Annotated in this window: 28 protein-coding genes and 1 rRNA gene; 11 read left to right on the top strand and 18 right to left on the bottom strand. The window is 37.5% G+C overall.

Annotation, left to right across the window (positions count from 1 at the left end; all coding sequences use genetic code 11):
• Positions 1–105: ribosomal RNA gene (locus AC0C45_RS24805) — 16S ribosomal RNA — on the bottom strand; the annotation flags it as partial.
• Positions 106–451: 346 nt separating this feature from the next.
• Positions 452–1,318, bottom strand: coding sequence for a nucleotidyltransferase-like protein (locus AC0C45_RS24800; RefSeq protein WP_047931909.1), 867 nt, complete (start codon positions 1,316–1,318; stop codon positions 452–454).
• A 222-nt stretch (positions 1,319–1,540) separates the two neighbouring features.
• Between AC0C45_RS24800 and AC0C45_RS24795 the strand changes: the two genes are divergently transcribed.
• On the top strand, positions 1,541–1,900 hold the full coding sequence (locus tag AC0C45_RS24795) for a YgzB family protein (protein ID WP_013055173.1): 360 nt from the start codon (positions 1,541–1,543) through the stop codon (positions 1,898–1,900).
• Between the two features lie 22 nt (positions 1,901–1,922).
• Here the strand turns inward: AC0C45_RS24795 and perR are convergent, their stop codons facing one another.
• The 6 genes from perR to AC0C45_RS24765 all read right to left on the bottom strand — a co-directional run bounded on the left by perR (position 1,923) and on the right by AC0C45_RS24765 (position 6,230).
• Positions 1,923–2,357 carry a peroxide-responsive transcriptional repressor PerR gene (gene perR / locus AC0C45_RS24790; protein WP_013055172.1) on the bottom strand — a complete coding sequence of 145 codons (435 nt, stop codon included), beginning with the start codon at positions 2,355–2,357 and terminating at the stop codon, positions 1,923–1,925.
• Positions 2,358–2,611: 254 nt separating this feature from the next.
• Positions 2,612–3,082: a thioredoxin-dependent thiol peroxidase gene (gene bcp, locus AC0C45_RS24785; protein WP_013055171.1), complete on the bottom strand. Its 471-nt coding sequence runs from the start codon at positions 3,080–3,082 to the stop codon at positions 2,612–2,614.
• Positions 3,083–3,151: 69 nt separating this feature from the next.
• Positions 3,152–3,547: an ion channel gene (locus AC0C45_RS24780; RefSeq protein WP_223260285.1), complete on the bottom strand. Its 396-nt coding sequence runs from the start codon at positions 3,545–3,547 to the stop codon at positions 3,152–3,154.
• A gap of 90 nt (positions 3,548–3,637) precedes the next feature.
• The gene (locus AC0C45_RS24775; RefSeq protein WP_034655325.1) at positions 3,638–4,423 is read right to left on the bottom strand and encodes an ABC transporter permease; all 786 of its coding nucleotides are present in this window, start codon (positions 4,421–4,423) and stop codon (positions 3,638–3,640) included.
• Positions 4,424–4,432: 9 nt separating this feature from the next.
• A complete protein-coding gene (locus AC0C45_RS24770) occupies positions 4,433–5,224 on the bottom strand; it encodes an ABC transporter permease (RefSeq protein ID WP_013081552.1) in 792 nt (263 codons plus the stop codon).
• Positions 5,217–6,230: an ABC transporter ATP-binding protein gene (locus AC0C45_RS24765; RefSeq protein WP_013055167.1), complete on the bottom strand. Its 1,014-nt coding sequence runs from the start codon at positions 6,228–6,230 to the stop codon at positions 5,217–5,219. The genes AC0C45_RS24770 and AC0C45_RS24765 overlap by 8 nt, the downstream gene beginning before the upstream one ends.
• Positions 6,231–6,432: 202 nt before the next feature.
• Here AC0C45_RS24765 and AC0C45_RS24760 point away from each other — a divergent pair, with 202 nt between their 5' ends.
• Together AC0C45_RS24760 and AC0C45_RS24755 are read left to right on the top strand one after the other, a co-directional pair.
• Entirely contained in the window at positions 6,433–7,731 is a 1,299-nt protein-coding gene (locus tag AC0C45_RS24760) for a glutamate-1-semialdehyde 2,1-aminomutase (RefSeq protein WP_028410116.1), read from the top strand.
• A 548-nt stretch (positions 7,732–8,279) separates the two neighbouring features.
• A complete protein-coding gene (locus tag AC0C45_RS24755; RefSeq protein WP_013081550.1) occupies positions 8,280–9,368 on the top strand; it encodes an FUSC family protein in 1,089 nt (362 codons plus the stop codon).
• A 35-nt stretch (positions 9,369–9,403) separates the two neighbouring features.
• On the opposite strand, the gene AC0C45_RS24750 is transcribed toward AC0C45_RS24755, so the two are convergent.
• From AC0C45_RS24750 to fabL, 5 genes are all read right to left on the bottom strand, one after another.
• Positions 9,404–11,155 (bottom strand): ABC transporter ATP-binding protein, encoded by a 1,752-nt coding sequence (locus tag AC0C45_RS24750; RefSeq protein WP_016762869.1) that lies wholly within the window; start codon positions 11,153–11,155, stop codon positions 9,404–9,406.
• Positions 11,156–11,324: 169 nt separating this feature from the next.
• A complete protein-coding gene (gene ntdP, locus AC0C45_RS24745; protein ID WP_013055163.1) occupies positions 11,325–11,861 on the bottom strand; it encodes a nucleoside tri-diphosphate phosphatase in 537 nt (178 codons plus the stop codon).
• Between the two features lie 195 nt (positions 11,862–12,056).
• Positions 12,057–12,317: a YgaB family protein gene (locus AC0C45_RS24740; protein WP_014461824.1), complete on the bottom strand. Its 261-nt coding sequence runs from the start codon at positions 12,315–12,317 to the stop codon at positions 12,057–12,059.
• Positions 12,318–12,506: 189 nt separating this feature from the next.
• Complete coding sequence (locus tag AC0C45_RS24735; protein ID WP_013081547.1) at positions 12,507–12,800, bottom strand: gamma-type small acid-soluble spore protein; 294 nt, start codon at positions 12,798–12,800, stop codon at positions 12,507–12,509.
• A 97-nt stretch (positions 12,801–12,897) separates the two neighbouring features.
• Positions 12,898–13,647: an enoyl-[acyl-carrier-protein] reductase FabL gene (gene fabL, locus AC0C45_RS24730; RefSeq protein WP_016762867.1), complete on the bottom strand. Its 750-nt coding sequence runs from the start codon at positions 13,645–13,647 to the stop codon at positions 12,898–12,900.
• A gap of 116 nt (positions 13,648–13,763) precedes the next feature.
• On the opposite strand from fabL, the gene AC0C45_RS24725 reads away from it, so the two are divergent.
• Positions 13,764–13,988 (top strand): hypothetical protein, encoded by a 225-nt coding sequence (locus AC0C45_RS24725; protein WP_014461827.1) that lies wholly within the window; start codon positions 13,764–13,766, stop codon positions 13,986–13,988.
• 33 nt (positions 13,989–14,021) lie between these two features.
• On the opposite strand, the gene mutY is transcribed toward AC0C45_RS24725, so the two are convergent.
• Positions 14,022–15,116, bottom strand: coding sequence for an A/G-specific adenine glycosylase (gene mutY / locus AC0C45_RS24720; RefSeq protein WP_047931906.1), 1,095 nt, complete (start codon positions 15,114–15,116; stop codon positions 14,022–14,024).
• Between the two features lie 239 nt (positions 15,117–15,355).
• On the opposite strand from mutY, the gene AC0C45_RS24715 reads away from it, so the two are divergent.
• Positions 15,356–16,336 (top strand): metal-dependent hydrolase, encoded by a 981-nt coding sequence (locus AC0C45_RS24715; protein ID WP_171777872.1) that lies wholly within the window; start codon positions 15,356–15,358, stop codon positions 16,334–16,336.
• Between the two features lie 63 nt (positions 16,337–16,399).
• Here AC0C45_RS24715 and AC0C45_RS24710 read toward each other — a convergent pair whose 3' ends face one another.
• Complete coding sequence (locus tag AC0C45_RS24710; protein ID WP_013055156.1) at positions 16,400–16,669, bottom strand: YfhJ family protein; 270 nt, start codon at positions 16,667–16,669, stop codon at positions 16,400–16,402.
• Between the two features lie 135 nt (positions 16,670–16,804).
• Between AC0C45_RS24710 and AC0C45_RS24705 the strand changes: the two genes are divergently transcribed.
• Positions 16,805–16,960 carry a small, acid-soluble spore protein K gene (locus tag AC0C45_RS24705; protein WP_016762865.1) on the top strand — a complete coding sequence of 52 codons (156 nt, stop codon included), beginning with the start codon at positions 16,805–16,807 and terminating at the stop codon, positions 16,958–16,960.
• A gap of 78 nt (positions 16,961–17,038) precedes the next feature.
• Here AC0C45_RS24705 and AC0C45_RS24700 read toward each other — a convergent pair whose 3' ends face one another.
• Complete coding sequence (locus AC0C45_RS24700; RefSeq protein WP_034654804.1) at positions 17,039–17,353, bottom strand: YfhH family protein; 315 nt, start codon at positions 17,351–17,353, stop codon at positions 17,039–17,041.
• 82 nt (positions 17,354–17,435) lie between these two features.
• On the opposite strand from AC0C45_RS24700, the gene AC0C45_RS24695 reads away from it, so the two are divergent.
• The gene (locus tag AC0C45_RS24695) at positions 17,436–18,089 is read left to right on the top strand and encodes an SDR family NAD(P)-dependent oxidoreductase (protein WP_016762864.1); all 654 of its coding nucleotides are present in this window, start codon (positions 17,436–17,438) and stop codon (positions 18,087–18,089) included.
• A 289-nt stretch (positions 18,090–18,378) separates the two neighbouring features.
• Here the strand turns inward: AC0C45_RS24695 and recX are convergent, their stop codons facing one another.
• A complete protein-coding gene (gene recX, locus AC0C45_RS24690; protein ID WP_013081541.1) occupies positions 18,379–19,188 on the bottom strand; it encodes a recombination regulator RecX in 810 nt (269 codons plus the stop codon).
• Between the two features lie 97 nt (positions 19,189–19,285).
• Here recX and AC0C45_RS24685 point away from each other — a divergent pair, with 97 nt between their 5' ends.
• The 4 genes from AC0C45_RS24685 (at position 19,286) to AC0C45_RS24670 (ending at position 22,411) form a co-directional block, all read left to right on the top strand.
• Positions 19,286–20,188: a TIGR01777 family oxidoreductase gene (locus AC0C45_RS24685; protein ID WP_257064121.1), complete on the top strand. Its 903-nt coding sequence runs from the start codon at positions 19,286–19,288 to the stop codon at positions 20,186–20,188.
• A 61-nt stretch (positions 20,189–20,249) separates the two neighbouring features.
• Complete coding sequence (locus AC0C45_RS24680; protein ID WP_098622112.1) at positions 20,250–21,377, top strand: amidohydrolase; 1,128 nt, start codon at positions 20,250–20,252, stop codon at positions 21,375–21,377.
• 255 nt (positions 21,378–21,632) lie between these two features.
• Positions 21,633–22,193 (top strand): GNAT family N-acetyltransferase, encoded by a 561-nt coding sequence (locus AC0C45_RS24675; protein WP_171777746.1) that lies wholly within the window; start codon positions 21,633–21,635, stop codon positions 22,191–22,193.
• Positions 22,194–22,294: 101 nt separating this feature from the next.
• A complete protein-coding gene (locus AC0C45_RS24670; protein ID WP_013055148.1) occupies positions 22,295–22,411 on the top strand; it encodes a YfhE family protein in 117 nt (38 codons plus the stop codon).
• A 426-nt stretch (positions 22,412–22,837) separates the two neighbouring features.
• Here the strand turns inward: AC0C45_RS24670 and AC0C45_RS24665 are convergent, their stop codons facing one another.
• On the bottom strand, positions 22,838–24,979 hold the full coding sequence (locus AC0C45_RS24665; RefSeq protein ID WP_280168807.1) for a PAS domain-containing sensor histidine kinase: 2,142 nt from the start codon (positions 24,977–24,979) through the stop codon (positions 22,838–22,840).
• Positions 24,980–25,105 lie beyond the last annotated feature (126 nt).

Below are 25,105 nucleotides of genomic sequence, written 5' to 3'. Positions count from 1 at the left end.
CGCCGCTAACGTCATAGAAGCAAGCTTCTAATCAGTTCGCTCGACTTGCATGTATTAGGCACGCCGCCAGCGTTCATCCTGAGCCAGGATCAAACTCTCCGAAGAAATGTTTGACTTGCTCAATTAATAAAAAATAAAATTTAACGTTGACGTTTGTCGCTTTGTTCAGTTTTCAAAGTTCAACCGCCGCTCTTAAGCGACTTTTTTATCTTATCAGTTTATCTCTTTCTTGTCAACAACTTTTTTAAGAAGTTTTTTCAAGTTTTTGATAAATTTAGTATCGCTCATTGGCGACGTATATAAATTTACCACGGATATTTTAAAGCGTCAATAGATTTTTTAAAATAAATCGTGTTTTTTTAGAAAAACCTTTTATCCAGGCTATAAAGTCATATGTCAGGGTATCTACACGTCATAACCGCACCGTATCAGATACCCTTTATCCTCTCTATCATTTCGCCACATAGTGTCTATGGTACAAACTCTTTCCTTTGGTTTCTACTTTTTTTACCATAATGATATCTTTTTCAATTAAAAACTCAAGAAGTATTCCTAAATCAATAGCATAAGGGCGTATTTCGGGATGATGAACCAGTTCATTAAACGTCCATTCCTGCTTTTCACTTTTCATAATATGAACAAGATGCTTGGCACCTAATTCAGTTTTTTTATTTACTAGAAATTCACTCGCTAAGAAAAGCAGCTCTAAACGCTTGCTAACCTCTTCTTGGCTAATAATTAGCTCTTCGTAAAGACGATGAATTTCAGGTTCTATTTTTTTCACTTGGTTCCATACTGTCACTTCTGGGTGAAATCCATTTTCCAACACAGACAGTCGTGCTAAATGATGAAGAGCATGAATGACATGATTGAATGCATCTAAATAATGATTAGACGCATAAAAGTCTTTTCCTTCTTTAAATCGGCGAATCAACTTAGCAAACTCGACACCTATTCTCTTTGTCCGATCTTCTCTAGGAAAATCAATTAAGCGTTTCTTTAAGTTTTCCATATATTCGTTTCGATCAAATAGCACTTTACCATTTAAGATCCAATCAATAATACGGCGGTTCGTCCCCCTCATAATCCATTCACTCATTTGCTGTTCAGAAGCCATATAAAGTGCCGCACGCTCATTTTCATATTCGTATTGTTTAATAAAAAGAGAAGTTTCTGTAGTTTTGGTCACAATAAATAAGATAGCATCCAAATTATCCGTCACTGGAGATTCTGATTTCTTTTTTTCAATCAGTAAAATACCTAGTGTGTCTTTATTGCTAGCTCTTTCTTGATATATTGGCCGTAAAACATCTTCCATTTTGAGCTCTCCTAACTGTAATAAACAAATATTTTTCAAAATTTTAAAGGCTATGGACTAAGATTTCTTTTTTTATTATATACGATGTATAACGGATATCCCACTCAGAATTATGGAAATCATTCAGAAAGCTCAAAAACCAACAATAATTTTCCGAAGATTCAATTTTCATTATCATTCATTGTCTCACTCTATGATATATTGGTAACAGGGGGGATACTGATGGGGATAAAGTATTCAAATAAAATTAACAAGATTCGCACGTTTGCACTCAGTCTGATCTTTGTTGGGTTCATTGTTATGTATGGGGGAATTTTCTTTCGATCTTCAGTCTGGCTAATGACTATTTTTATGCTTTTGGGTTTGCTGTGCATCGTAGCTAGTACCGGCGTTTATTTCTGGATTGGCATGCTTTCTACAAAAGCGGTTCAAGTAACCTGCCCTACATGTCAAAAGCAAACCAAAATGCTAGGGCGCGTAGATATGTGTATGTATTGCAATGAGCCGCTTACGCTTGACCAGTCTCTTGAAGGAAAACAATTCGACGAAAAGTATAATAGAAAAAAACAAAAAGAAAGCTGATAGTATCACTACTATCAGCTTATTAATGCGCTTTTTTAGCCGTACAATCAGGACACGTTCCGTAAATTTCCATTCGGTGGTGACTAATATCAAAGTCAGTAATATGAGCAGCCAGCTTTTCTACTTCGTCTAAACCAGGATAATGAAAATCCACAATTTTTCCGCAGCTTTCGCAAATCACATGGTAATGCTCTGTTGTAACATAATCAAACCGGCTTGATGCATCACCGTATGTTAGTTCCTTTACAATACCTACTTCGCGAAATACTCTTAAATTATTGTAAACGGTCGCTACACTCATATTTGGGAACTTACCTTCCAGCGCTTTATAAATATCATCTGCTGTTGGATGTGTCATTGAATTGATTAAATACTCTAAAATAGCATGACGTTGTGGTGTGATACGAACGCCAGTACCTTTTAACGTTTCAAGGGCTTCTTGTAAATGATTTGACACGTCATGCACCCCTCTTCTGTAAGTATTATTACTTTATAATTCTTATAATTAGTCTACATGTTTTACCCACGTTTTGTCAACTTGATGCCTATTCCTATTTTATGTAATAAGTAGAAACTTTTCATATATTTTATGCAAAAAAAGAAGTGTGGAAATCAATCCACACTTTTAAATATATTAACATCTGAGGAGGTATGCCCTACACTGATATTGTATGTTCAAAGACTAAAACTGCTCTAGTTATCTGCCTGTTTTTATGCCATTTTTTCTTTAATAAATGATAAAGCTTCTTCCACATGCCCTTTCACTCGAACCTTACGATATTCTTTTACGAGCATTCCTTCTTTATTAATGATAAAAGTGGAGCGTTCAATGCCCATATATTCTTTTCCAAAGTTTTTTTTCAGTGTCCATACTCCATACTCTTCAGCTACGCTGTGATCTTCGTCAGCTAAAAGTAAGAATGGAAGGCCGTGCTTATCAATAAACTTATGGTGTTTGTCGATTGGATCCGGGCTCACTCCTAGAATTACCGCATCTAGCTCTTCAAAATTTTCATGCTGATCTCTGAAATCACAGGCTTCTGTTGTACAGCCTGGCGTCATATCTTTCGGATAAAAATACAGCACAACGTTTTTTCCTTTCATCGACGCTAGTGATACTTGCTCTCCATTTGTAGACATCAATACAAAATCGGGTGCTTTTTCTCCAACTACAGCTGTCATATTTATCTTCTCCTTTACGCTTTTCATTTTCTTTGAATAGCGTACCTAATATTAGATAAGATGACAAGTTTAAGTGCGGGTAACAGTTCGCATCACAAAGATTGCAGGCATAATATAGCCGATAAACGCTTCAAAAGTTGCAAATAATTTCCCAATTCCAACCGGATACATATCTCCGTAGCCTACTGAAAATAACGTCGCTGCGCTGAAATACATACTGTTAAACAGGGTATAGAAATAATGACCTTCATGTTCAAACCCTCCGCTTAATACTGGAATACTCCCCATCTCACATACTGTATAAATAAGGCTAAATCCCAATAAAACTGTAATATATGAATAAAACAAGACAAAGAAATGACCAATTGAGAAAAAATGAAATTCTCCAAGTTCTTTTTCAAAGAGAAACTTCATACTACCAATTACAAAAACAATGATAACGAGGATTAGAAAAATAACCATCATTCTACTCCTTTAATTTATACTCTTACTACCACTATACGCGCGTTCTTGTCCAATCATTACTACTCCGAATCCACCAAAAAGAGCAGGCATTTAATTGCCTGCTCCTCTGTATTTTTTGACCCCTGTATTCCATAAGAAAATAGAGATTACAAAAAAGACGATTCCCATAACTGGGGTTAAAAATGCATATCCATACCATTCTGACCTTCCTAAGAAATAAGCGGCTGGATATACGCCTACAAATGCAAAAGGAAGAATCCACGTTAAAACATATCGGATGACATTATTATAAATATCTACAGGATACCTTCCATAGTTTCCAATATTATAAATAGTAGGCATAATAGAGGTTCTGGCATCCGACCAGAAGCCTATGCTTGCTAAGGCGATGAAAATTCCTGCGTATACAAGCGCTCCTCCTAAAATAAATAATAGAAAAATAAAAACATCATACCACTGGAAATGAAGATGTAAAGAAGACGCAGCGTAAGCCATTACGGCAATCCCAGTGACACCACCAAACAATGATTCTAGCTCCATTCGCTCCAAAATAACTTGAAACAAACTATGAATCGGCCGCGTTAAAATTCGGTCCATTTCTCCTTTAACAATGTAGCGTTCATTGAAATCCCAAATGTTAAAGAAAGACGAAAAAATAGCAAAAGGAACTAAAAAGAAACCATAAATAAAGATAATTTCCTCTCGTGACCATCCGTGCAGCGACTGAGTATGACCAAATACAACTAAAATAAAAATTAAGTTAACCGTTTGAAATAATAAGTCCGATATGATTTCAACTACCATGTCGGTACGATACTGAAGCCTTGTTTTCATATATTGACCGATGTACTGAAAGAAAATCGAAAAATAAAACATTTTCATAGACTACCCTCCTTGAATAACCATTTTTTTCTTCGCTATGTTCCACAAACATGCAATAGGGATAAATAGAAGTCCTGACCAAACTGCTTGTGTGATAAGAGCATTTATTACTTCCTGCCCTTTAAATCCATTTGTGAAAATCATGCTCGGAATATAACTAATGGCTTGAAAAGGGAAATAGCTCATAATATGTTGCGCCCAGAAAGGATAGAAGCTGATGGGCAGAAGAAGTCCTGAAAACAAATCAATAACAACGCGCTTCGCTCGAATGAGTCCATCATTGTTAAAGAGAAAGAAAGTCGTAATACCCGTTAATAAATTAATTTGTGTATTGATAATGAAACTAAAAATTAAAGACAGTCCAAAATAAAGCCATGTTGCTGCATTTGCTGAGAACTGTACTGGAAATAAAAACGCGACAATAATCATGCCGGGCACTGAGAAAAACAGCAGCCGAAAAATCCCTTCTCCCAGTCCTTGCATCGTTTTCATACCAAGGTAGCTATAAGGCTTAATTAACTCTACAGCCACTTTGCCATCTTTAATTTCCGTTGCCATTTCACGGTCAATGTTATTAAAGTAAAAGGCTCTTGCCATCCATGAAACGGCTACATACGTTGTCATTTGAGTGATGGATAAACCTTGAATATTCTCTTTTCCTCCATAAATAGCGGACCATAAAAAATAGTAAGCACCAATATTAATTGCATAAATCAATATTCCGCTGTAATAATTCGTCCGATACGCTAGCATCATTAAAAAACGAATGCGTATCATCTCTATATATTTATCCATTCACAACACCTTCTTCATAAATGTTGCGAATAATTTCTTCCGTCGAAATTTCTTCAATGTTAATATCGCTGATTTCATGCTTTGCCACCACTTTAGCAATCAGCTGCGACATTAAGTCTCCTTTATTTTGAAGCTGTGCTGTCCACAAATATTTTTGATCACCTTCAATCCAGTTAACAGGCATTCCTTGCGTCAATAGCTTCAACTGCTCTTTATTTGGCGCAGTTCCGAATTCAAACGTAACCTGCTTAAGGTCGCCCCAGTTCGAACGCAACTTTTGCAGCGATCCGTCATAAATAATACTGCCTTCATCCAGCATTACAACGCGTTCACATAAAGCTTCAATATCTGCTAAATCATGTGTTGTAAGCAAAATTGTCGTGTTGTATTTTTCATTAATTTCTTTTAAAAATTGACGGATTTTTAATTTAACTAGTACATCTAAACCAATCGTCGGTTCATCTAAAAATAGAAGCGGCGGATTGTGAATAAGAGCAGCAGCCAGCTCACAGCGCATTCTTTGACCTAAAGAAAGCTTTCGCACTGGCTTATCTAGCAGCGGCCCGATATCTAACGTTTGAATAACGTGCTCCATGTGAGCGTTATAATCTTCATCTGACACTTTGTATACTTTTTTTAACAGGCGAAAAGATTCTTGTACGGCAATATCCCACCACAGCTGAGAGCGTTGACCAAAAACAACACCAATCGTTTGGGCAAACTTTTCTCTTTCCTTATGGGGATTCATTCCATTTACGGTAATGTCGCCTGAAGTAGGAGTTAAGATTCCTGTCAGCATTTTGATTGTGGTCGATTTCCCCGCTCCGTTTTCTCCTATATACCCTACCATTTCCCCTTGTTTTACGGTAAACGATATATCGTTCACAGCTTTCATGACTCTATAATTACGGGTAAATAGATCCCGGAATGCCCCTTTAAGGCCAGAGCGGCTAGAATAGGCTTTAAATTCTTTCCGAAGTTGATTCACCTCAATAGCATTTTTCATTGTATTCCCTCCGTTACGTCGACGTATTAGTGGTTTCTTTTATTGTTTCCGGCGCCCTTGCTAGCAACTCCTCCAAGAGACGAGGAACTATTTTCTAGCAGTTAGCTCACAAATTTCTATCATACACGTTCTCGAATGTTTTTCAAGAAACAAATAAGTTTGATAGAATAAAGAAGTTGAACTTTTCATTAGGAGGCATACTATGCAATTTACAAAATCAGAACAATTACACGCTGAAGCGCTCGAGCATATTGTAGGCGGCGTTAACAGCCCTTCACGTTCATATAAAGCCGTAGGAGGCGGAGCCCCTGTTGCAATGGAGAAGGCAAGCGGAGCTTATTTCTGGGACGTTGATGGAAATAAATATATTGACTATTTAGCAGCTTACGGTCCTATCATTACGGGACACGCTCATCCTCATATCACGAAAGCTATTACAAAAGCAGCTGAAACGGGTGTTCTTTACGGTACGCCAACTGCTCATGAAGTCACATTTGCTAAAATGCTCAAAGAAGCGATGCCCGCATTAGATAAAGTGCGCTTCGTCAACTCTGGAACAGAAGCCGTTATGACAACGATCCGTGTAGCACGCGCTTATACTGGACGCGATAAAATTATTAAATTTGCAGGTTGCTACCACGGCCATTCTGACCTTGTATTAGTAGCAGCTGGATCTGGTCCTTCTACACTCGGCACTCCTGACTCTGCTGGTGTACCAAAAAGTATCGCTAACGAAGTCATCACAGTTCCTTTTAATGACATCGAGCCTTACAAGGAAGCATTAGAAAAATGGGGCGATCAGATTGCAGCTGTTTTAGTAGAACCAATCGTTGGAAACTTCGGAATTGTTGAGCCGGAACCTGGCTTTTTAGAACAAGTTAATGAATTAACTCACGAAGCTGGAGCACTTGTTATTTACGATGAAGTTATTACAGCGTTTCGCTTTATGTACGGTGGAGCTCAAGATTTACTTGGTGTAAAACCTGATCTCACTGCATTTGGAAAAATCATCGGCGGCGGCCTTCCAATCGGAGCCTACGGCGGTAAAAAAGAAATCATGGAAAAAGTGGCGCCGCTTGGACCCGCTTATCAAGCAGGTACAATGGCAGGAAACCCAGCTTCTATTCTTTCTGGGATTGCTTGCCTAGAAGTACTAAAGCAAGAAGGTGTTTATGAACAGTTGGATAAGTTAGGGGCGATGCTCGAAGAGGGTATTTTAAAACATGCTCGTACATATAACATGCCTATTACTATCAATCGATTAAAAGGCGCTCTTACTGTCTATTTTACAACCGAAACGGTCAAAAACTATGAACAAGCAGAAAATACAGACGGCGAATTATTCGCACGCTTCTTTAAACTAATGCTCCACCAAGGTGTCAACTTAGCTCCTTCGAAATATGAAGCATGGTTCCTTACTACAGCTCATACAGAACAAGATATTACCGACACATTAGAAGCAGTCGAAAAAGCATTTAAACAATTAAGTGAAGAACGTTAATTCTTATTCTAAAGAGGCTGAAATAAAAGGATTTTAGACGAAGTGAAAAACGAACCATTGATCAAGATGTTTGATTAGTGGTTCGTTTTTTTGTTATGGTAAACGTAGGTTTCGTGTGTACAGGTCTTTCTAGCAGTTGATTGAAGGGCAAGTGGAAGACTGCTGCGGAAATCAAGTGCTGTGTCACAAGCGGTTCAGTTCATGTATCCCATTTGTTCGTCTTTAGATTGGATTTATTTCGTTATGTCTCGACCTCTTTTTCGTTTTACCTTCGGGTTTCCTTATAGAACATTCCCACCTTTCATAACCATTTCTTACGCGTCATCTCCTTTTTTTCAGCCTGTCGAAAAATCCCGAGAAATACCCTTATTTTTCTGCTTGTTTTCTCTTGATATCCATTCTTAAACCTTGTATAGTATGTTATTGTTTATATTATTTCCAACAGGTTATGTAATAAAGAAGGATTGATTTTTGCAATTTATCATTTGTTTTGGGGAACATTCTTCATAACGAAAAAACTTTTTTACAGAAAGGAACTACGAACGCACATGAAACTTGGTGCCCGCATCTTAAAAACGGGAATTGCCATTACACTTTCATTGTTATTAGGTGAATTTCTAAGTTTACCATCTCCAATATTTGCGGCAATTGCGGCAGTTTTTGCAATTCAACCGTCTATTTACAGATCTTATTTAACAATATTGGAGCAAATACAGGCGAATGTGATTGGAGCTGCTTCTGCAGTTTGTTTTGGACTTATTTTTGGTACCCATCCCATCATTATTGGTTTTACCGCTGTTGTTGTCATTGCAGTCAACTTAAAATTACGTATTAATAATACAATTGGGCTTGCGCTTGTGACAGTAATTGCAATCATGGAAAATCCAGGAGATAATTTCGTTGAATATGCACTTATACGCTTTGGTACAGTGTTACTTGGGGTATTCTCAGCATTTATTGTCAATCTTATTTTTATTCCGCCAAAGTATGAAACAAGATTGTATTATAAAATTGTAAGCACAACGGAAGAAATTATTAAATGGATTCGCATGAATCTTTATCACGCATCTGAGCACACATTGTTAAAAGAAGACATTGAAAAAATGAAAGACAATGTGGCTAAAATGAATCAAATCTTTGATTTTTACAAAGAAGAACGCACTTATTCAACCAAAAAACGTTTTGTTAAGTCACGCAAGCTCGTTTTATTTCGTCAAATGATTACCGTAACAACACGAGCTCTTACAACCTTGAAACTACTTCACCGAGTGGAAAATGATCTTCAAGTCATGCCGCAGCAATTTCAAGATTTAATCAAATCTGAAGTTGAGTGCCTGTTAATGTATCATGAGCAAGTATTATTAAAATTCATTGGGAAATTACGCGTACAGCCAACCACTACTGTACCAAACGAAGCCTGCGTTGGAAAACGAGCTTTAATCGATAAATTTATGCAGTACAAAATATACGATAATGATGAAGAGAATAAGGTTATTTATCATATCTTCCCTTTAATTTCTGTCATCATTGAGTATAGTGAAGAGTTAGAGCATCTTGATAAGCTGATTGATACGTTCCAAAACTATCACAAGGATGCTAACTCATTTGATATTAATCATCAGCGACAAGAAGATTAAAAACACCACCTATTGTTAGACAATAGGTGGTGTTTTTAAATTGTATCAAGCTGCTGAACGTTAAAGAGCTGATAGTAATGACCTTTTTTCTTAATTAACTCCTCATGAGAACCTCGTTCGACTACTCTTCCATTTTCTAAAAGTACAATTTCATCAACATGAGTAATTGTAGATAAACGATGGGCTACAATGAAAGTCGTACGGTCTTTTGCTAGTTCAGCTAATGCTTCTTGAATATAGTGCTCACTTTCCAAATCTAGAGCTGAAGTGGCTTCATCAAAAATAAGAATAGCTGGATTTTTTAAAAATACGCGCGAAATGGAAATACGCTGCTTCTGTCCTCCTGATAGCTTCATTCCCCGCTCTCCCACTTTTGTATCATATCCTTCGGGCAAATTCATAATAAAATCGTGGGCATTTGCGGCTTTTGCCGCAGCAATTACTTCTTCATCTGTCGCTCCTGGCTTTCCAAGCAGTATATTGTTTTTAACCGTGTCACTAAACAACACCGTATCCTGCAGGACGATTCCAATCTTATCTCGCAGGCTGCGTACTTTATAGGTTTTGATATCAATGTCATCAATGAGAATTTTACCCTCTGTCACATCATAAAAGCGCGGAATTAAGCTGATAAGCGTGGATTTCCCTCCTCCGCTCATTCCAACAAACGCAACGGATTTTCCTTTTTCTACATCTAAATTAATATCATGAATCACAGGTTTTTCTTCTTCTTCATAAGCAAATGAAACGTGCTCAAACTGCACCTTTCCATGAAGCTCAGTACATTCTTTTGCATCTTTCTTGTCTGTAATATCGTATTCTTCATCAATGAACTCAAACACCCGGTCCATAGATGCCACAGACTGCGTGAGCGTAGTCGATGAATTGACCAAGCGGCGAAGCGGATTATACAAGCGGTCAATATAGGCCACAAATGCTACCATCGTTCCTACGCTAAGACTTTCTGTGATGACTTGATATCCAGCAAATGTAATCACGATTAAAGGTGCCAAATCGGTAATGGTATTCACTACTGCAAATGTTTTTGCATTCCAATTCGTATGATTGATTGCTTTTTGTAGAAAATTTGAATTTTGCTTATCAAATTGCTTCTGCTCATGAGGCTCAATAGCAAAGCTGCGAATAACAGAGATCCCTTGAACCCTTTCATGTAAATGCCCCTGCACTTCCGCTAAAGCCTGCGAACGGACTCTTGTTAAATGGCGAAGACGACTGTAAAAATATTTTACAGAGAACGCATAAACCGGCAGCAAAATAATCGATACCAGTGTTAAAGGTACATTCATCGTAAACATAATCACAATGGCTATTACAATCGTCATCATATCAAGCCATACGTTCATTAAACCTGTGATAACAAAGTTTTTTGTTTGCTCTACATCATTAATGACTCGTGAAATCACTTCACCCGCTCGCGTATTTGCATAATAACGCAAGCTAAGCTTTTGAATATGGCTAAACAGCTGATCTCGTATATCATATAGTACTTTGCTCGATACCCACTGAGCATAATACTGCCTGTAATATTCAATGGGAGGTCTTAACACTAAAAATACAACAAACGAAATCCCCATAATCGTCACCATTTTATGAACTTTTTCAGAGGAGGACATGCCATGTCCATTTACGATATCGTCCAACACATATTTCAAAAGCAGCGGAATTAATAAAGGAATAGCAAATTTAATAATACCAATTAATACAGTACCGACAATTTGCCATTTGTATGGCTGTACAAACTTCATGTAGCGTCTTATACTTCCCATAAAATCTCCCCTTTCTATCTATGAGGGCAAGCTTTCTTAGTATATGTACACGCGTCGATTTTTTAGTGCTTTTATCTCTTCTAAAAGATGGTGAGCATAACGCCAAAAAGAACATTATATCAAACAGTCAGCTTTAGACGGCCTAACATAATGTTCTCTAGATCATTCATCAAGAATGCCGATATGTTAAAAAGCGCTCATACCAAATGTCAATGAAATCTGGAGCAAACGGGCCTTTTCGCTGTCGAATCCAACCTTTTAACTCCTCAACGTGATTATGTAAAATACGGTCAATCACTTCTGGATAATTCATTTCTTTTCGATGCTTCTCATATTCATCTTCATCAAGAAGGGTGTATGTCATATCTGGATAGACTTTGATATCTAAATCATAATCAATATATTTGAGCGCTTCATTGTCATCATAAATGAACGGCGAACTAATATTGCAGTAATAATAAATTCCATCTTCGCGGATCATCCCAATGACATTAAACCACTGCTGAGCATGAAAATAACAAATTGCAGGCTCTCTTGTGACCCATGTTCGTCCATCTGATTCTGTAACGACCGTGCGATCATTTCCTCCAATCACTAAGTTATTGGTTGCTTTTAATACGGTTGTCCGATCCCACACGCGATGAATATGTCCATTATGCTTGTAGCTGTGTATTTGAATTGTTTCTCCTTCCACCGGAATTCCCATCTCCAATACCTACTTTCATTTTAGCACTTAAAAAAATTCATATAACGTCTCCATTTGTCTTATGTTTATTATAACGGTTTCTCTCTCATTTTAACACAAATGTGCTAACCTTCTTGAGTTCAAAAAAGTCACTTCCCCTACTTTTCCTTTGCTTGGCAGCCTTAAAAAAGAGAGGAAGTGACCCATCAATGTTCATTAAGCAAGTGTAGAGCAAGCCCCTTCACTTTTATATGTACGAATAATGTCTTCGGTTTGTGCTTCAAACGTCAATTGAATCTCTTTTAATTTTAGCTTCATTTCACTAATTTCATCTTGCACAGAATGCAGTTTTGCTTCTTCATGAAGTTTTACTAGTTCACCTTCAATTTCCTGACAGCGCTCAATCTCAGACTGCAAAAACAGAAGTTGATCCATGGTCTCCAATTGTTGAGTCACTAGCTGATCAAATTTTTTCATACGATAGCTCCTCCCTATTTGCTTTAACCATACACGCGGCACTTCTGTTAACATTCTGTTTAGGTGATCCAGATTCCTTTGACGAGCTGTGTAAAGTTTCAAGAAGTTTTGTCATACTTTGTTGCTTTTTATATAAGAAAAAGCGAACTTAACATCGCCGTATGAAAGACGTTAAGCTCGCTTTTGATATTAACCTTGGTATTTACCAGAGTTTTGGTTTTTCTTTGCTTCAGCTTGTGCGTTTTGTTGTCTCACTTCTTGAGCACTTGTTTCGCTAGCAAATTCAGTACCGAAGTTGTTTTTAGATGCTTGAGCATTTTGGCTTTTGTTTGCCGCTGCTTGAGCATTTTGTTGTTTCACTTCTTGTACATTTGTTTCGCTACCAAATTCAGTACCGAAATTGTTTTTAGATGCTTGAGCATTTTGTTGTTTCACGTGTTGTGTGCTTGTACCAGATGCTGTTTTGTTTGTTTGTTTTGCCATTGTAATCACCTCCACGAAAATTAATATGCCCGGGAGGTAAATAGGGTATGCAAACTTTTTTCAGTATTTTAAGGTGTAAGCAAAAAACACATTTACCTTACATTAAAAGTGAACGCCCTCCGTCAATAATAAGCGTTTGACCGCAAATCATATTTGCTTGATCGGACACTAAGAACATAACTGCATCTACCATGTCTTTTGGCTCCACCATACGACCAGCTGGAGTATGCTTGCGCGCATCATCTAGGAGCTCATCGCGATTTGGGAAATGTTTTAATGCTTCTGTATCCACAGCCCCTCCAGATACAGCATTTACCACAATATTCTTTGGAGCCAGCTCCACTGCTAAATAGCGGGTCAACGCTTCTACAGCAGCTTTTGACACGCCTACTGTTGTATAATTTTCTAAATAGCGAATAGACCCAAGCGAACTGATGGTAACAATCTTTCCTCCCCCTACTTTTTCCATACGTTTAGCCGCTTCTTGTGCACAGAATAAATATCCTTTACTATTGATGTCCATTGTCCAATTCCAGTGAGTTTCTTCTAATTCCATAATAGGACGTAAAACCCCTGAAGCCGCATTACTTACAAATACGTCTAAGCGACCGAATGCTTCATCAATTTGCTCAAACATTTCTTTAATTTTTTCTACTTTTCCTACGTTTGCTTTAACAACTAATGCTTCTCTGCCTAATGCTTTGATTTCTTCCGCTACTTCCTGAGCTGCACTTTTGCTTCGTGCATAGTTTAATACAATATCGTATCCTTCTTTAGCCAGACGTAAGGCAATCTCTTTACCAATACCTCTGCTGCTTCCTGTAACTAGTGCTACCTTTTGTGACATGATGTCATCTCCCTTATGTATCATATTATCTTTACATTGTACTGATTTTATCGCATAAGAAACAAGTAATATAGGGAAAATAGATAAAACTTGATAAAATGAACGAGGTGAATAGAATGTATGTAGGTAGAGACATGACGGCTCTTTCAATGATTTCTAAAAGCGAGTGGAAAGACAGCGAGCTTGCGTTTTTCCATCACTCTTTACAGCAAATGACGCCGTATTTAAATGCTGAAGGACAAAGTATTCATCAGCAAATTATTAAAGAAATTGAAGCACGGGGCGGGTTACAGCGCCACGAAGCAGATTATACACACGGCACGCATGTTTCATATGATTAAATAAAAGAAGCGCGGAGTTTATCCACGCTTCTTTTATTTAACAAGTAAATATTCTTTTAAGATTTTTTGATGGGAAACAGGAAATGCATATTGTTCTAAATCTTTTTCAGAAACTACTTTCAAGTTTTTTAATGCACTGATATCACTTACCAGCTCTGCTTCATATACTGTGACGTTCCAGACGATATGAGAAAATACGTGCTGAATTGTGGTAAACGGCGCATTAATTTTAATATCAGCTCCGTACTCATTTTGAATAAATGCCTGAAGCTGCTGATGATCTGGCGCTATACTAAGATCTACTTCTATATTTGGAAATTCCCATAGGTTAGCTAAAAGTCCTTTGTTTGGACGTTTATGAATCAGATAATTTCCGTCCTCGTCTCTAATCACCGCTGCAGCAAGCTGAAGAGCACGCGGCGCTTTTTTCTTTGATTTAACAGGAAGCTCATTCTGCACTCCTTCTTCAAACGCGCGGCAGTGTTCGCGAACTGGACATAACAAACAGGAAGGAGAAGTTGGTGTACAGACAATGGCGCCCAGTTCCATCATGCCTTGATTGAAATAGGAAGGATTATCTTTTGAAATAATTTCATGCACGATATCTTCAAACAGCTTTCTTGTTTTCGGTTTTGCAATATCATCCCAAACGGATAAAATGCGCGATAGCACACGCATGACATTTCCATCTACAGCAGGTTGCGGCACTCCGTATGCAATACTTAAAATAGCTCCTGTTGTATAAGGGCCTACTCCTTTTAGTTTAGAGATTTCTGCTGGCGTATTCGGAACTTCTCCCCCGTATTGTTCGTGAACTTCTCGAACGGCGGTTTGTAAATTACGGGCACGGGAATAATAGCCTAATCCTTCCCACGCTTTTAACACATCATCTTCATTCGCATAAGCTAAATCTTTAATAGTGGGAAATTTGCTAATAAAATTATTAAAATACGGAATGACCGTATCTACTCTCGTTTGTTGAAGCATAATTTCAGATACCCACACTTTATAAGGGTCCTGATCTTGACGCCAAGGTAGAATGCGCTGTTCCTGCTCAAACCAAGAGATTAAGTCATCTTGAAATGCTCGAATATCGAAATTTTGTACAATATCTTTACTTTGTTTCACGTCATAGCCTCCGAGGTATTAACTATACATATACAATGTGTTGCTTTTTGAATCTTAGTAACTTTATGATAACCTTATAACAACTACAAATATGAATAGTAAAATGAATTGTTCAAATAATGAATAAAAACAGCTAATTTGCTGCGTTAGTAATAAAGCGAGATTTTTCGCCCTGAATCAAGCTTCCATGCTGAATTAGGATACTCTCAGATTGTCATTTTACAAAGGAGGAGTTCGCTCTGGATACTGGTACACACATTGCAATGGGAATCGCTTTAGGCGGCCTTGCAACATTAGACCCCACTGTATCTGCGAATACAGCCACACTGGATGCTGTAATGATTGGCGTAATGGCCGGGTCATTAGCACCTGATTTAGACACTGTTTTAAAGTTGCGAAACAATGCACAGTATATCCGCAATCACCGTGGAATTACACATTCTATCCCGGCCGTTATTTTATGGCCTTTGCTTATTGTGCTCATTCTTTCGCTTCTGCTGCCAGGAGCTAACTTGCTGCATCTATGGATGTGGACCTTTGCAAGCGTCATTATTCACGTTTTTGTTGATATCTTTAACGCTTATGGTACGCAAGCTTTACGGCCTTTCACAAATAAATGGATTGCGCTTGGCGTAATCAACACGTTTGATTACGTGATTTTCTCAGCTCACGTACTTGCCATTTTAATCTGGTTTATTGGAGCAGAGCCAGGACCAACATTCATTACGCTGTATGTGTTATTGGCATTTTACTATGGATTGCGCTTTTATATGCGCCACCAAATCGCCAAGAAGCTTCGAAAACAGTTTCCTGATGTTATCAAGCTCAATATTTCTCCTACGCTGCGTTTCACTCACTGGCACTTAGCTGTGACGACCGAAAGGTATTTTCATGTAGGAAGAGCAATCGGAGAAGAAATTTTTATTTATGATACGTTTGATAAAGTTCCAATTCCCGAATCAGCCGTAATTGAAGTAGCGAAAAAAGATGAAAATTTATCTGCTTTTCTTTCATTTTCACCTATTTATAGATGGGAACTGGATGAATATAACGACCACATTGAAGTGCGCTTTATTGATTTACGCTACCGCAGCAAAGACTACTATCCATTTGTAGCCGTAGTCCAGCTTGATTACGATTTAAATATCATCTGTTCGTACACAGGTTGGATTTTCAGCGAGAAAAAATTGCGTAAAAAGCTTGATTATCTCCCGCACTAATCATAACAAGAACAAATATGAAACCCAAAAACGAACCGTCTTGAGAAGACGGTTCGTTTTTATTTAATGTTTTAAATAGTCATCGTTATTTAATAAATGCTGATATTTAGGGTTTTTAACCGCGATTTCATGAAGTTTGTCTCCGTAGCTGTTGATATACATCGTAACAACCTTTTCCGTCGCTTCTTTCCCTTTATAATCATATCCTGCTTTTGCGTAAGATGACTCAAAATCTTCCCAGAAAAGCTCGACCCACGTGCGTGCTTGAGCATATGAGAGCGAACTGTTTTTATTTAAGAGCTGATTCGTTAATCTTTCAAATATATCGTTCATAAGAACACCTCGATTACCAAAATTCTTTATGAGTATGTTTGCACTTTTAACTTACACTATAAATGCGGAGTTATTCACTCCCTCATGTACTATATCATAACCGCAACGCTTTCTGTTGTAAAAGGAGAGGTATCTATGCGCAATAAAGCAAAAGATTTTACAAACCAACATCATACTAAGCTTGAAGGCGAACCTCGCGCAAAAGCTGAGTACGCTTCAAAACGTGCAAATGGAACAATTAACACGCATCCTCAAGAACGTATGCATGCTTCTAATGAGCGCGAAGAATAACCGCTTGCTTTACGTTTAAAAATAGAGTGAATATAGAAATCAAACAAGCAGCACACTTCGTGCTGCTTGTTCATCCCTTTATTTTTTCAACATGGAAATAGGCAGTGCCTCTTCGTTTTGCGGTGAGCCAAGCCTAAATCCCCACGCAAAAACTCCGTTCATATAATCAATTTTAAAATATGAACCCGGATCTCCTTGAATTTCATATACTTCCCCTGCTTTAAACGCTTCGGGATCCAATAAATACGACCTAGCCATTGTTACTTTTCTTTCTAATACTGCATACTCATTGACCATGCCAAGCTGCTCAGCTTTTCGTGCTTTTTCTTGAAGAGACCCAATTTCTTGTTGAAGTTCATACGTCGTCATATCACTGTAACGTTTTTCAGACATGCTGTTTTCCCCCTTGTTTGCTTTCATTTTATTATAACAAAAGGTATAACTAAAGGGAGACTATGAAAAGGGAGTTTTGGGAATGAAAACAGTGCTAATCACGGGCGGTGCGACGGGTCTTGGAAAAGAGCTCGCTAAACTTTACGCAAAAGACTACAACGTCATTCTAGCTGGACGCAATCAACATAAATTAAAAGAGGCGCAGCATGAGCTAGGAGACAACGTATATACGATGTCTGTAGATATTACAAAGTATGAAGAAGTAGGAAAATCTGTAGAAAAACTGCTGATGCAGCATTCAGTAGATATCCTTATCAACAATGCAGGCATTGGACATTTTGGTCCTTTGACCGATTATACAAAACAAGCCATCGATGAAGTCATCGATACAAATGTAAAAGGAACTATTTTTTTAACACAAGCGCTTATGCCTCATCTCTTGACGAGACCTGAACCTAAAGTTATGAATATCATTTCAACTGCAGGACTTCGCGGGAAAGCTAATGAAAGCGTCTATGTGGCAAGTAAGTTTGGCGTAAGGGGATTTACAGAAAGTTTAAAAGTGGAATACCAAGATACCAGCCTTCATGTGATTGCAGCTTACATGGGAGGCATGAATACCCCTTTTTGGGATCACAACAACCACATTAAAGATAAAAGCCGATTGCGCTCGGCTTCCGAAATTGCTGAGATTATTTATAAACAGCAGAATGACTCAGAAGATATTTTGTTTTAAAAAAGAGTGAAACATAACTGCATTAATCTATTCTAAAGATAAACACATTGTATAAATGATCTTATAGGAATTGCTTGTGACACAGCGGGTGATTTCCGTGCAGGACTTCTCCCTTTCCGGGGACGGCAGGAGTCTTCGTCTTGCCCTCCAATCCACTGCTAGAACCAACTAAACACATGAAGTTTACGTTTACCATCACAATAAAAAATCCGAACGAGTTGGATTCTCCATCAAGAATCTCGATTCATCGTTCGGATTTCCCTTTAACTAACATACTTTTGTCCCGCCTTTATTCCTCTTCAATAGAATCTAGAAATGATTGAATTTGGTCAATAGAGAATCCTTTCCTATAAAGAGCCTGCTTCATTTTTTGCTGATATTCCCAGCCTTCATACTTTGAAAAACGACGATGAGCTTTCATTCCTTGGTATTGCAGAGCTTCCCATGCCTCATCGCTTTCTTTTTCTGTATTCGTGCGCTGAAATGCTTCTTGAATAATAGAAAATGAATAGCCCTTCACTGCCAATGCTTGTTCCATTTTTTGTTTCATCATTACTTGAGATAATTTTTTATATTTTCCTTTTAACTTTTCAATTAATTTCACAGCAGTTTGAATTTGCTGTTCTTCAGGGTATTCACATAAACTAAGGGTAATAGTGGAATCAGAAATTCCCTTTTCTTTTAATTCTCTTTGAATCACACTTGGTCCTTTTGATGTCGTGTTCATTTGAGTTAACACGAATGCTTTTGCAAACTCTTCATCATTTAAATAACGGTGGCTGACTAATTTCTGAATAACTTGTTGAATAATAGTAGAGTTAATTTCTTTTTTCTTCAAATAATCATGTACCTCTTTTTCAGAGCGCATTCGATAAGATAAGTAAGTGATCGCTAAATTATAAGCTTTTTTCTCATCATCTGCGTACTGAATTTCCGTTAATTCAAATTCATCAAGCTCACGACCTTTTTTTAAGTCATATTTGATGAGGACATTTTCGTCAACACCAAAGCCAAACTCTTCACCTTTACCATAATCTAAGTACACATTATAACGTTCACCGCTATTCTTTTGCGTTGTGATTTTTGTGACAACAGGCATACACCTTCACCTCATATTTCTTATTAAATTGATGGCTGAAGAACCGCCAAACATATCATACACATTTTTATTTATCTCAATAAAGGAGGAAATTCGTATGAAAATTGTTATTGCTGGAGGAACTGGGTTCGTAGGTAAAGCTTTAACAAAACATTTTTTAACACAAAAACATTATGTATATATTTTAACACGCAATGCAGATAAAGCTGCAAGAGATCCGAAACTTAAATATGTAGAGTGGATGCAAGAAAGCAGCCAACCTGAAGAGCATGTAGAAGGAGCAGACGTTTTTATCAATTTAGCTGGCGTTTCACTTAACAGCGGCCGCTGGACGGACGAGCGCAAAAAAGCCATTGTGGAAAGTCGCCTTTCTTCTACTCAAGAAATCCTTCGTATTATGGCTGCCTTACCCGAAAAACCGTCCCTTTATGTAAATGCAAGCGCAGTTGGTTATTACGGGACATCAACTACAGAAACATTCACAGAAGCTTCTCCATCCATCGGCACAGACTTTTTAGCTGAAACGGTAAAAAAGTGGGAAAATGAAGCGTTAAAAGCGATGGAACTCAATATTCGTACTGTTTTAACAAGGTTCGGCGTTATATTAGGCAAAGATGGCGGGGCACTCCCTTCTACTGCCCTTCCTTATAAATTATTTGCAGGAGGAACAGTTGGTTCAGGAGAGCAGTGGATGTCTTGGGTGCATCTTCAAGACGTCGTCAAAATTATTGATTATTGTATTCATACCAAACAAATAGAAGGACCTGTTAACGTAACTGCCCCAAACCCCGTCCAAATGAAAGAGTTTGGAAAGACGATTGGCACAGTGTTAAATCGCCCTCACTGGATGCCCGTACCTAGCTTTGGCCTTCAGCTGCTGATGGGAGAAATGAGTATGATTATTTTGAAAGGACAGCGTGTTTTACCTGAAAAATTGATTCAACAGAATTACATTTTTACATATACTGTATTAGAAGATGCATTGCGAGATTTACTCTAGTTATTTCCTGATATTTACCTAAAACAGGTGACTAAGCTGCCGATAGATAGGAGCATCCTTTATGAAAACCATTCTCTTGAAAAATGCAACGCTCTATCCTATTACGTCAAAACCTATTTATAATAGTGATGTGCTCATTCAAGATGGAAAAATTGTTTTAATTGGGCCAAACTTGCAGCCTCCTCTTCAAGTAGAAGTCATTGACTGCAAACAGCGTTACTTATTCCCTGGATTTATTGATGTTCATACACATCTAGGACTATATGATGAAGGAACCGGCTGGGCCGGAAATGATGCTAACGAAACAATCGAGCCTATGACTCCGCATATCCGAGCTTTTGACAGCGTACATCCTTTAGATCCTGGGTTTAAAGATGCCATTGAAGCGGGTATTACGTCTGTACACATTATGCCTGGAAGTGCAAATGTGATCGGAGGTACAACGTCCGTTATTAAAACAGCCGGAACAAGTATTTCTCAAATGTTGATTCAAGAGACAGCTGGACTTAAGATTGCGCTAGGAGAAAATCCAAAACGAATCCACAGCCATGGCAACAAGGAATCCATTACACGAATGGGTATTATGGGGATGCTGAGAGAAGCCTTTTATCATGCAAAAAGCAGTGACAATAAAGATGATTTGCGAATCAAACCACTCATTCAAGCACTGAATAGAGAGATTCCCGTTCGAATTCATGCTCACCGAGCCGATGATATTCTATCAGCTCTGCGCTTGGCAGATGAATTTAATTTAGACGTTCGTATTGAACACTGTACAGAAGGTCACTTAATTGCTAAAGAGCTAGGCGGAAGAAACTTAAAAGTAAGCGTGGGACCAACTTTAACACGCCGCTCAAAGGTTGAACTGAAGAATAAAACATGGAAAACCTATCAAGCTCTCTGCAATGAAGGAGTAGAAGTTTCTATTACAACAGACCATCCTTATACGCCCATTCAGTACCTAAATATTTGTGCATCCATTGCCGTACGTGAAGGGCTCGAAGAACAAAAAGCATTAGAAGGCATCACGATTGCTGCTGCTCGAAATCTTCGTATTGATCAGCGAATCGGCAGCATCGAAGTAGGAAAAGACGCTGATTTAGTGCTATGGAGCCATCATCCCTTTCACTACTTAGCAAAGCCCCTTTTCACCATGATAGATGGTAAAATATTATTTAAAAAAAATTAACATTTTACCTATTTTCTTTTTTTATTTTTTTTAGTATGATACGTTTAGAAGCATGTGAATTTCACAAAAGCATAAACATCACACGTTGACTTTTTATGTTTGTTGACTTGTAATGGGAAGGCAAATGGTGCGCCACCAGGTAACTGGTTCTAGTGGGTTCGATTCCCACCCCGAAATTTTTTTAATTATTAAAAAATTTCGAGGGTGGGGACTTGATTGGAGTCTGTATATACCCTCGATCAGGAGGGAAAAGTTATGTTAAAAAAACGTGACCTAAATGACTGTCAATCTCTATACGAACTCATGGTACATCCTGATGTCTTCCCTTTTGTTCGTCATAAAGCCCATTCCTATGAAGAATTTTTATTTGTGACTAAACAAACGATGGAAGCAGAAGATCATGGAGAAATTATTTCTCGCACGATTTTAGACGAATGGGGTAACCCTATCGGCACCATTAATTTATTTGATGTACAGGACCAAGCTGGTTTTTTAGGCACTTGGCTTGGCAAACCGTTTCATGGAAAAGGATATAATCAAATTGCAAAAGAAGCGTTCTTTAATGAACTGTTCTTTGAGTTAAATATAGAGCGAATTTTTATGCGAATTCGTAAAATCAATATCAGGTCTATTAAGGCTGCAGAAAAACTGCCTTATGCAGTACTTGCAAATGAAACACACAAAGCTTTATACGATGAAGTTAATCAACATGAAGACGTATATGATTTATACGAAATTCCAAAAGACTTGTATACATTATACTACTTGCGTCACGAACAAGACGTTCAAGAGGATCACCAGCTTAAAGAAGCGTAAGAGTCTCTCCGTGTAACGGAGAGCTTTTTTTATGATTAAAAACGAGAGATTCTGGAAAAAATAAGTAGCATGATCGAAAAACGTTAATTGGAGGTTTTTTTATGTCTGAAAAAAAACGAAAAGAAAACGCAAAAAATACGTTAAGTAGCGCTCAAGAAATCTATTACGGCCGTGAGTTTAAAAAAGCAGACCGTGCAGGCGGCTACACGAAAAAATAAGTGAGGCAAAACATCTCTATCCAACGCTTGATCATCTTAACGTCCTTTCTGTACAGTTTGTATCGGAAGGACGTTTTTATATTATGTAGACATAATAATACGAAGATTTTACAGATGTTATTGAAGTTTTTTTACTACTCTACTATATCCACAAAGTTTACCCACAATTATGTGGATAATGTGCATAACTTTATTGAATATGCATATTACCGCTTTCATAACTTGAAATGACAGTGGGTAATTTTTATGTAAATTTTCTGAAAAAATGTGAATAGTGTGGATAAAATTGTGAATATCCTATATAATTCAGCAGTTAACTTCTTGTTAACCTGTGGATATCTTCTTTAGTACTTTCATTTATTTTAATACCATCAAGGCTTTCGATATATTATAAGTATAATAATAAAAAGGTAGGGGAAACTTCCCCTACCTTTTTATTATTGGAAACAATATATCCACACTTGTTCCTTGATTTAACTGACTAGAAAATGTCATCTGCGCACGGTGAGCTTTAATAATCCGGTAGCTGACCATCAGCCCTAAACCTGTACCTTTTTCTTTTGTACTATAAAAAGGCTCACCTATCTTCATTAACCGTTCAGGAGGAATACCTTGCCCTTCATCAGCAAGCTGCAGCCAAAGGTGGTTTTCTTTTGCTTTAATAGTAATATGAATCCCTCCTCCTTCCGGCATTGCTTCGATAGAGTTTTTAATAATATTAATAAATACTTGTTTTAACTGATTTTTATCTCCATATACCTGTGGTAACTGGTCGTCCCTTTCAAATATGAAAGCTACCTTTTTTTCTACTGCTTCAGGTTCAAGAAGCAAGCACACTTCTTGAACAAGCGCTTGCATATTCAAGGTTTCAACATTCATAACCTGAGGTTTTCCCAACATCAAAAATTCTTCTACGATTCCATTCATTCGTTCTAATTCAGTTTCCATGATATCTATATACAAAGCATCTTTGGGATTTTGTTCTTTTAATAAGTGAACAAAACCTTTTAAAGACGTCAAAGGATTTTTGATCTCGTGGGCAACTCCAGCTGCAAGTTCTCCTACAACGGCAAGCTTCTCAGAAGTTCTAAGCTTCTCTTCTGCCTTTTTACGCTCCGTAATATCTGTCGATACGCACAGCATTTGAATCACTTCCTGTTTTTCATTCATAATAGGAAGTTTTGCTGTTTCGACCCAGCGCCGGTTTCCTTTTGAATCTTTAAACTGTTCTTCTAATACCGTCCCTTTTTGGGTACAGTTTGAAAACGCTCCTTTATATAAAAGATCTGATTGAAGGTTGAACTGATATTTATCAATTGATTGTCCAATTAAGTCATCAGATTTTTCACCTAAGAGCATCGCAAAAGATTCATTGACGAGAATGAATTCCCTTTTTTGATTGATAGCATAAATATAGCTTGGATTAATGTCAATAACTTGTCTTAAAAACGTTTTTTGTTCCTCCAGCTGATTTTCTTTTTGCTGTAAATTCGCTTTAGAATGGCGTATATAGCTAATCATTTCATTAAACTGTTTAGATAAAATACCGATTTCGCCCCGCTCAATTTCTCGTTCCGGAATTTTTTGATTAAAATTCCCGCGCGCTACTTGTCCCGCCAATTCATATAGTTTATGAATTGGATTCACAATTTGCCTTGCATATAACGCAGTAAAAAAAGAAAGCAGTAAAATCGTAACACCTGAAACAATCCAAAGCGTTTTTTCAAACATTTTATAAGGCCTGTAAATGTCTTCAACGGGTAATTCAGCGACAATTCCCCAATCTAAAACAGGAATATATTCGAAAGACGCAAAGAAATACTTACCTTCGGTGTTCACCACGCGCTGATATCCTGATTTATGATTCATCGTTTTCTGAACGATTTCGTTTTTCTTAGCATTTTCACCGATTCTCTGTTTCTTTGGGTGGGAAATAATTCTACCATTGCGGTCTACAATAAATGTATAGCCGTTCTCTCCTATATCGAACGTTTGAAAGATGGATTGAAAACTTTTATTTTCTTCAATTCGCAGCGCTAAATTTACGACCTTTTTTACATTTTGCTGCCCATCCAAAATAGGAATCGCCATCACCACAATGTAGTGCTTTGTATCTGCTGAAACGACATCGCTTAAATATATTTTTTTGGTTCGCAGCGCTTCTTGAAAATATTTTCTTTTACTTAAGTTCACATGTTTCATATTCTTTAAATCGTTCGGGTAATAATGCTCAACATACCCTTTTACGTTAAAAATGGTTCCGCTATCGATATACGGTGAAATATTAACTATTTTCTGCAATTCTTTGTCTATTTCTTGTTCATCATCCGATAAAAAAATAGGATTTTGCTGTACCTCGTCGCCTAGGCTCCAAATATCTTTAATGACGACGTTAATTTGCTCTTTCATTCTCTTGACGGTTTTATCAGTTACCTGCCGATATTGATCTTGAGAAATATTAGGCAGCATCACTCTTGAAACAATAAACATTAGCGTCAGTACGGTACAAATAAGAAGCACATTAATCGTGAAGATTTTCCAAAACGTATGAGATTTAAACCATTTCATGTTTGTTCACCTTAATCTAATGAAGTCTACCTCCATTGTACTGCAAAATGAAAACTTTTCCATATAAATGACGGAATTCCATCTTTAGACACAGAAGAAAAGCAATTTGTTCTACATTCCTATCAG

The organism is Priestia sp. VA7, from assembly GCF_055710015.1.
The sequence above is the reverse complement of the archived record's forward strand: the minus strand, read 5'-3'. Positions and strand labels throughout refer to the sequence as shown.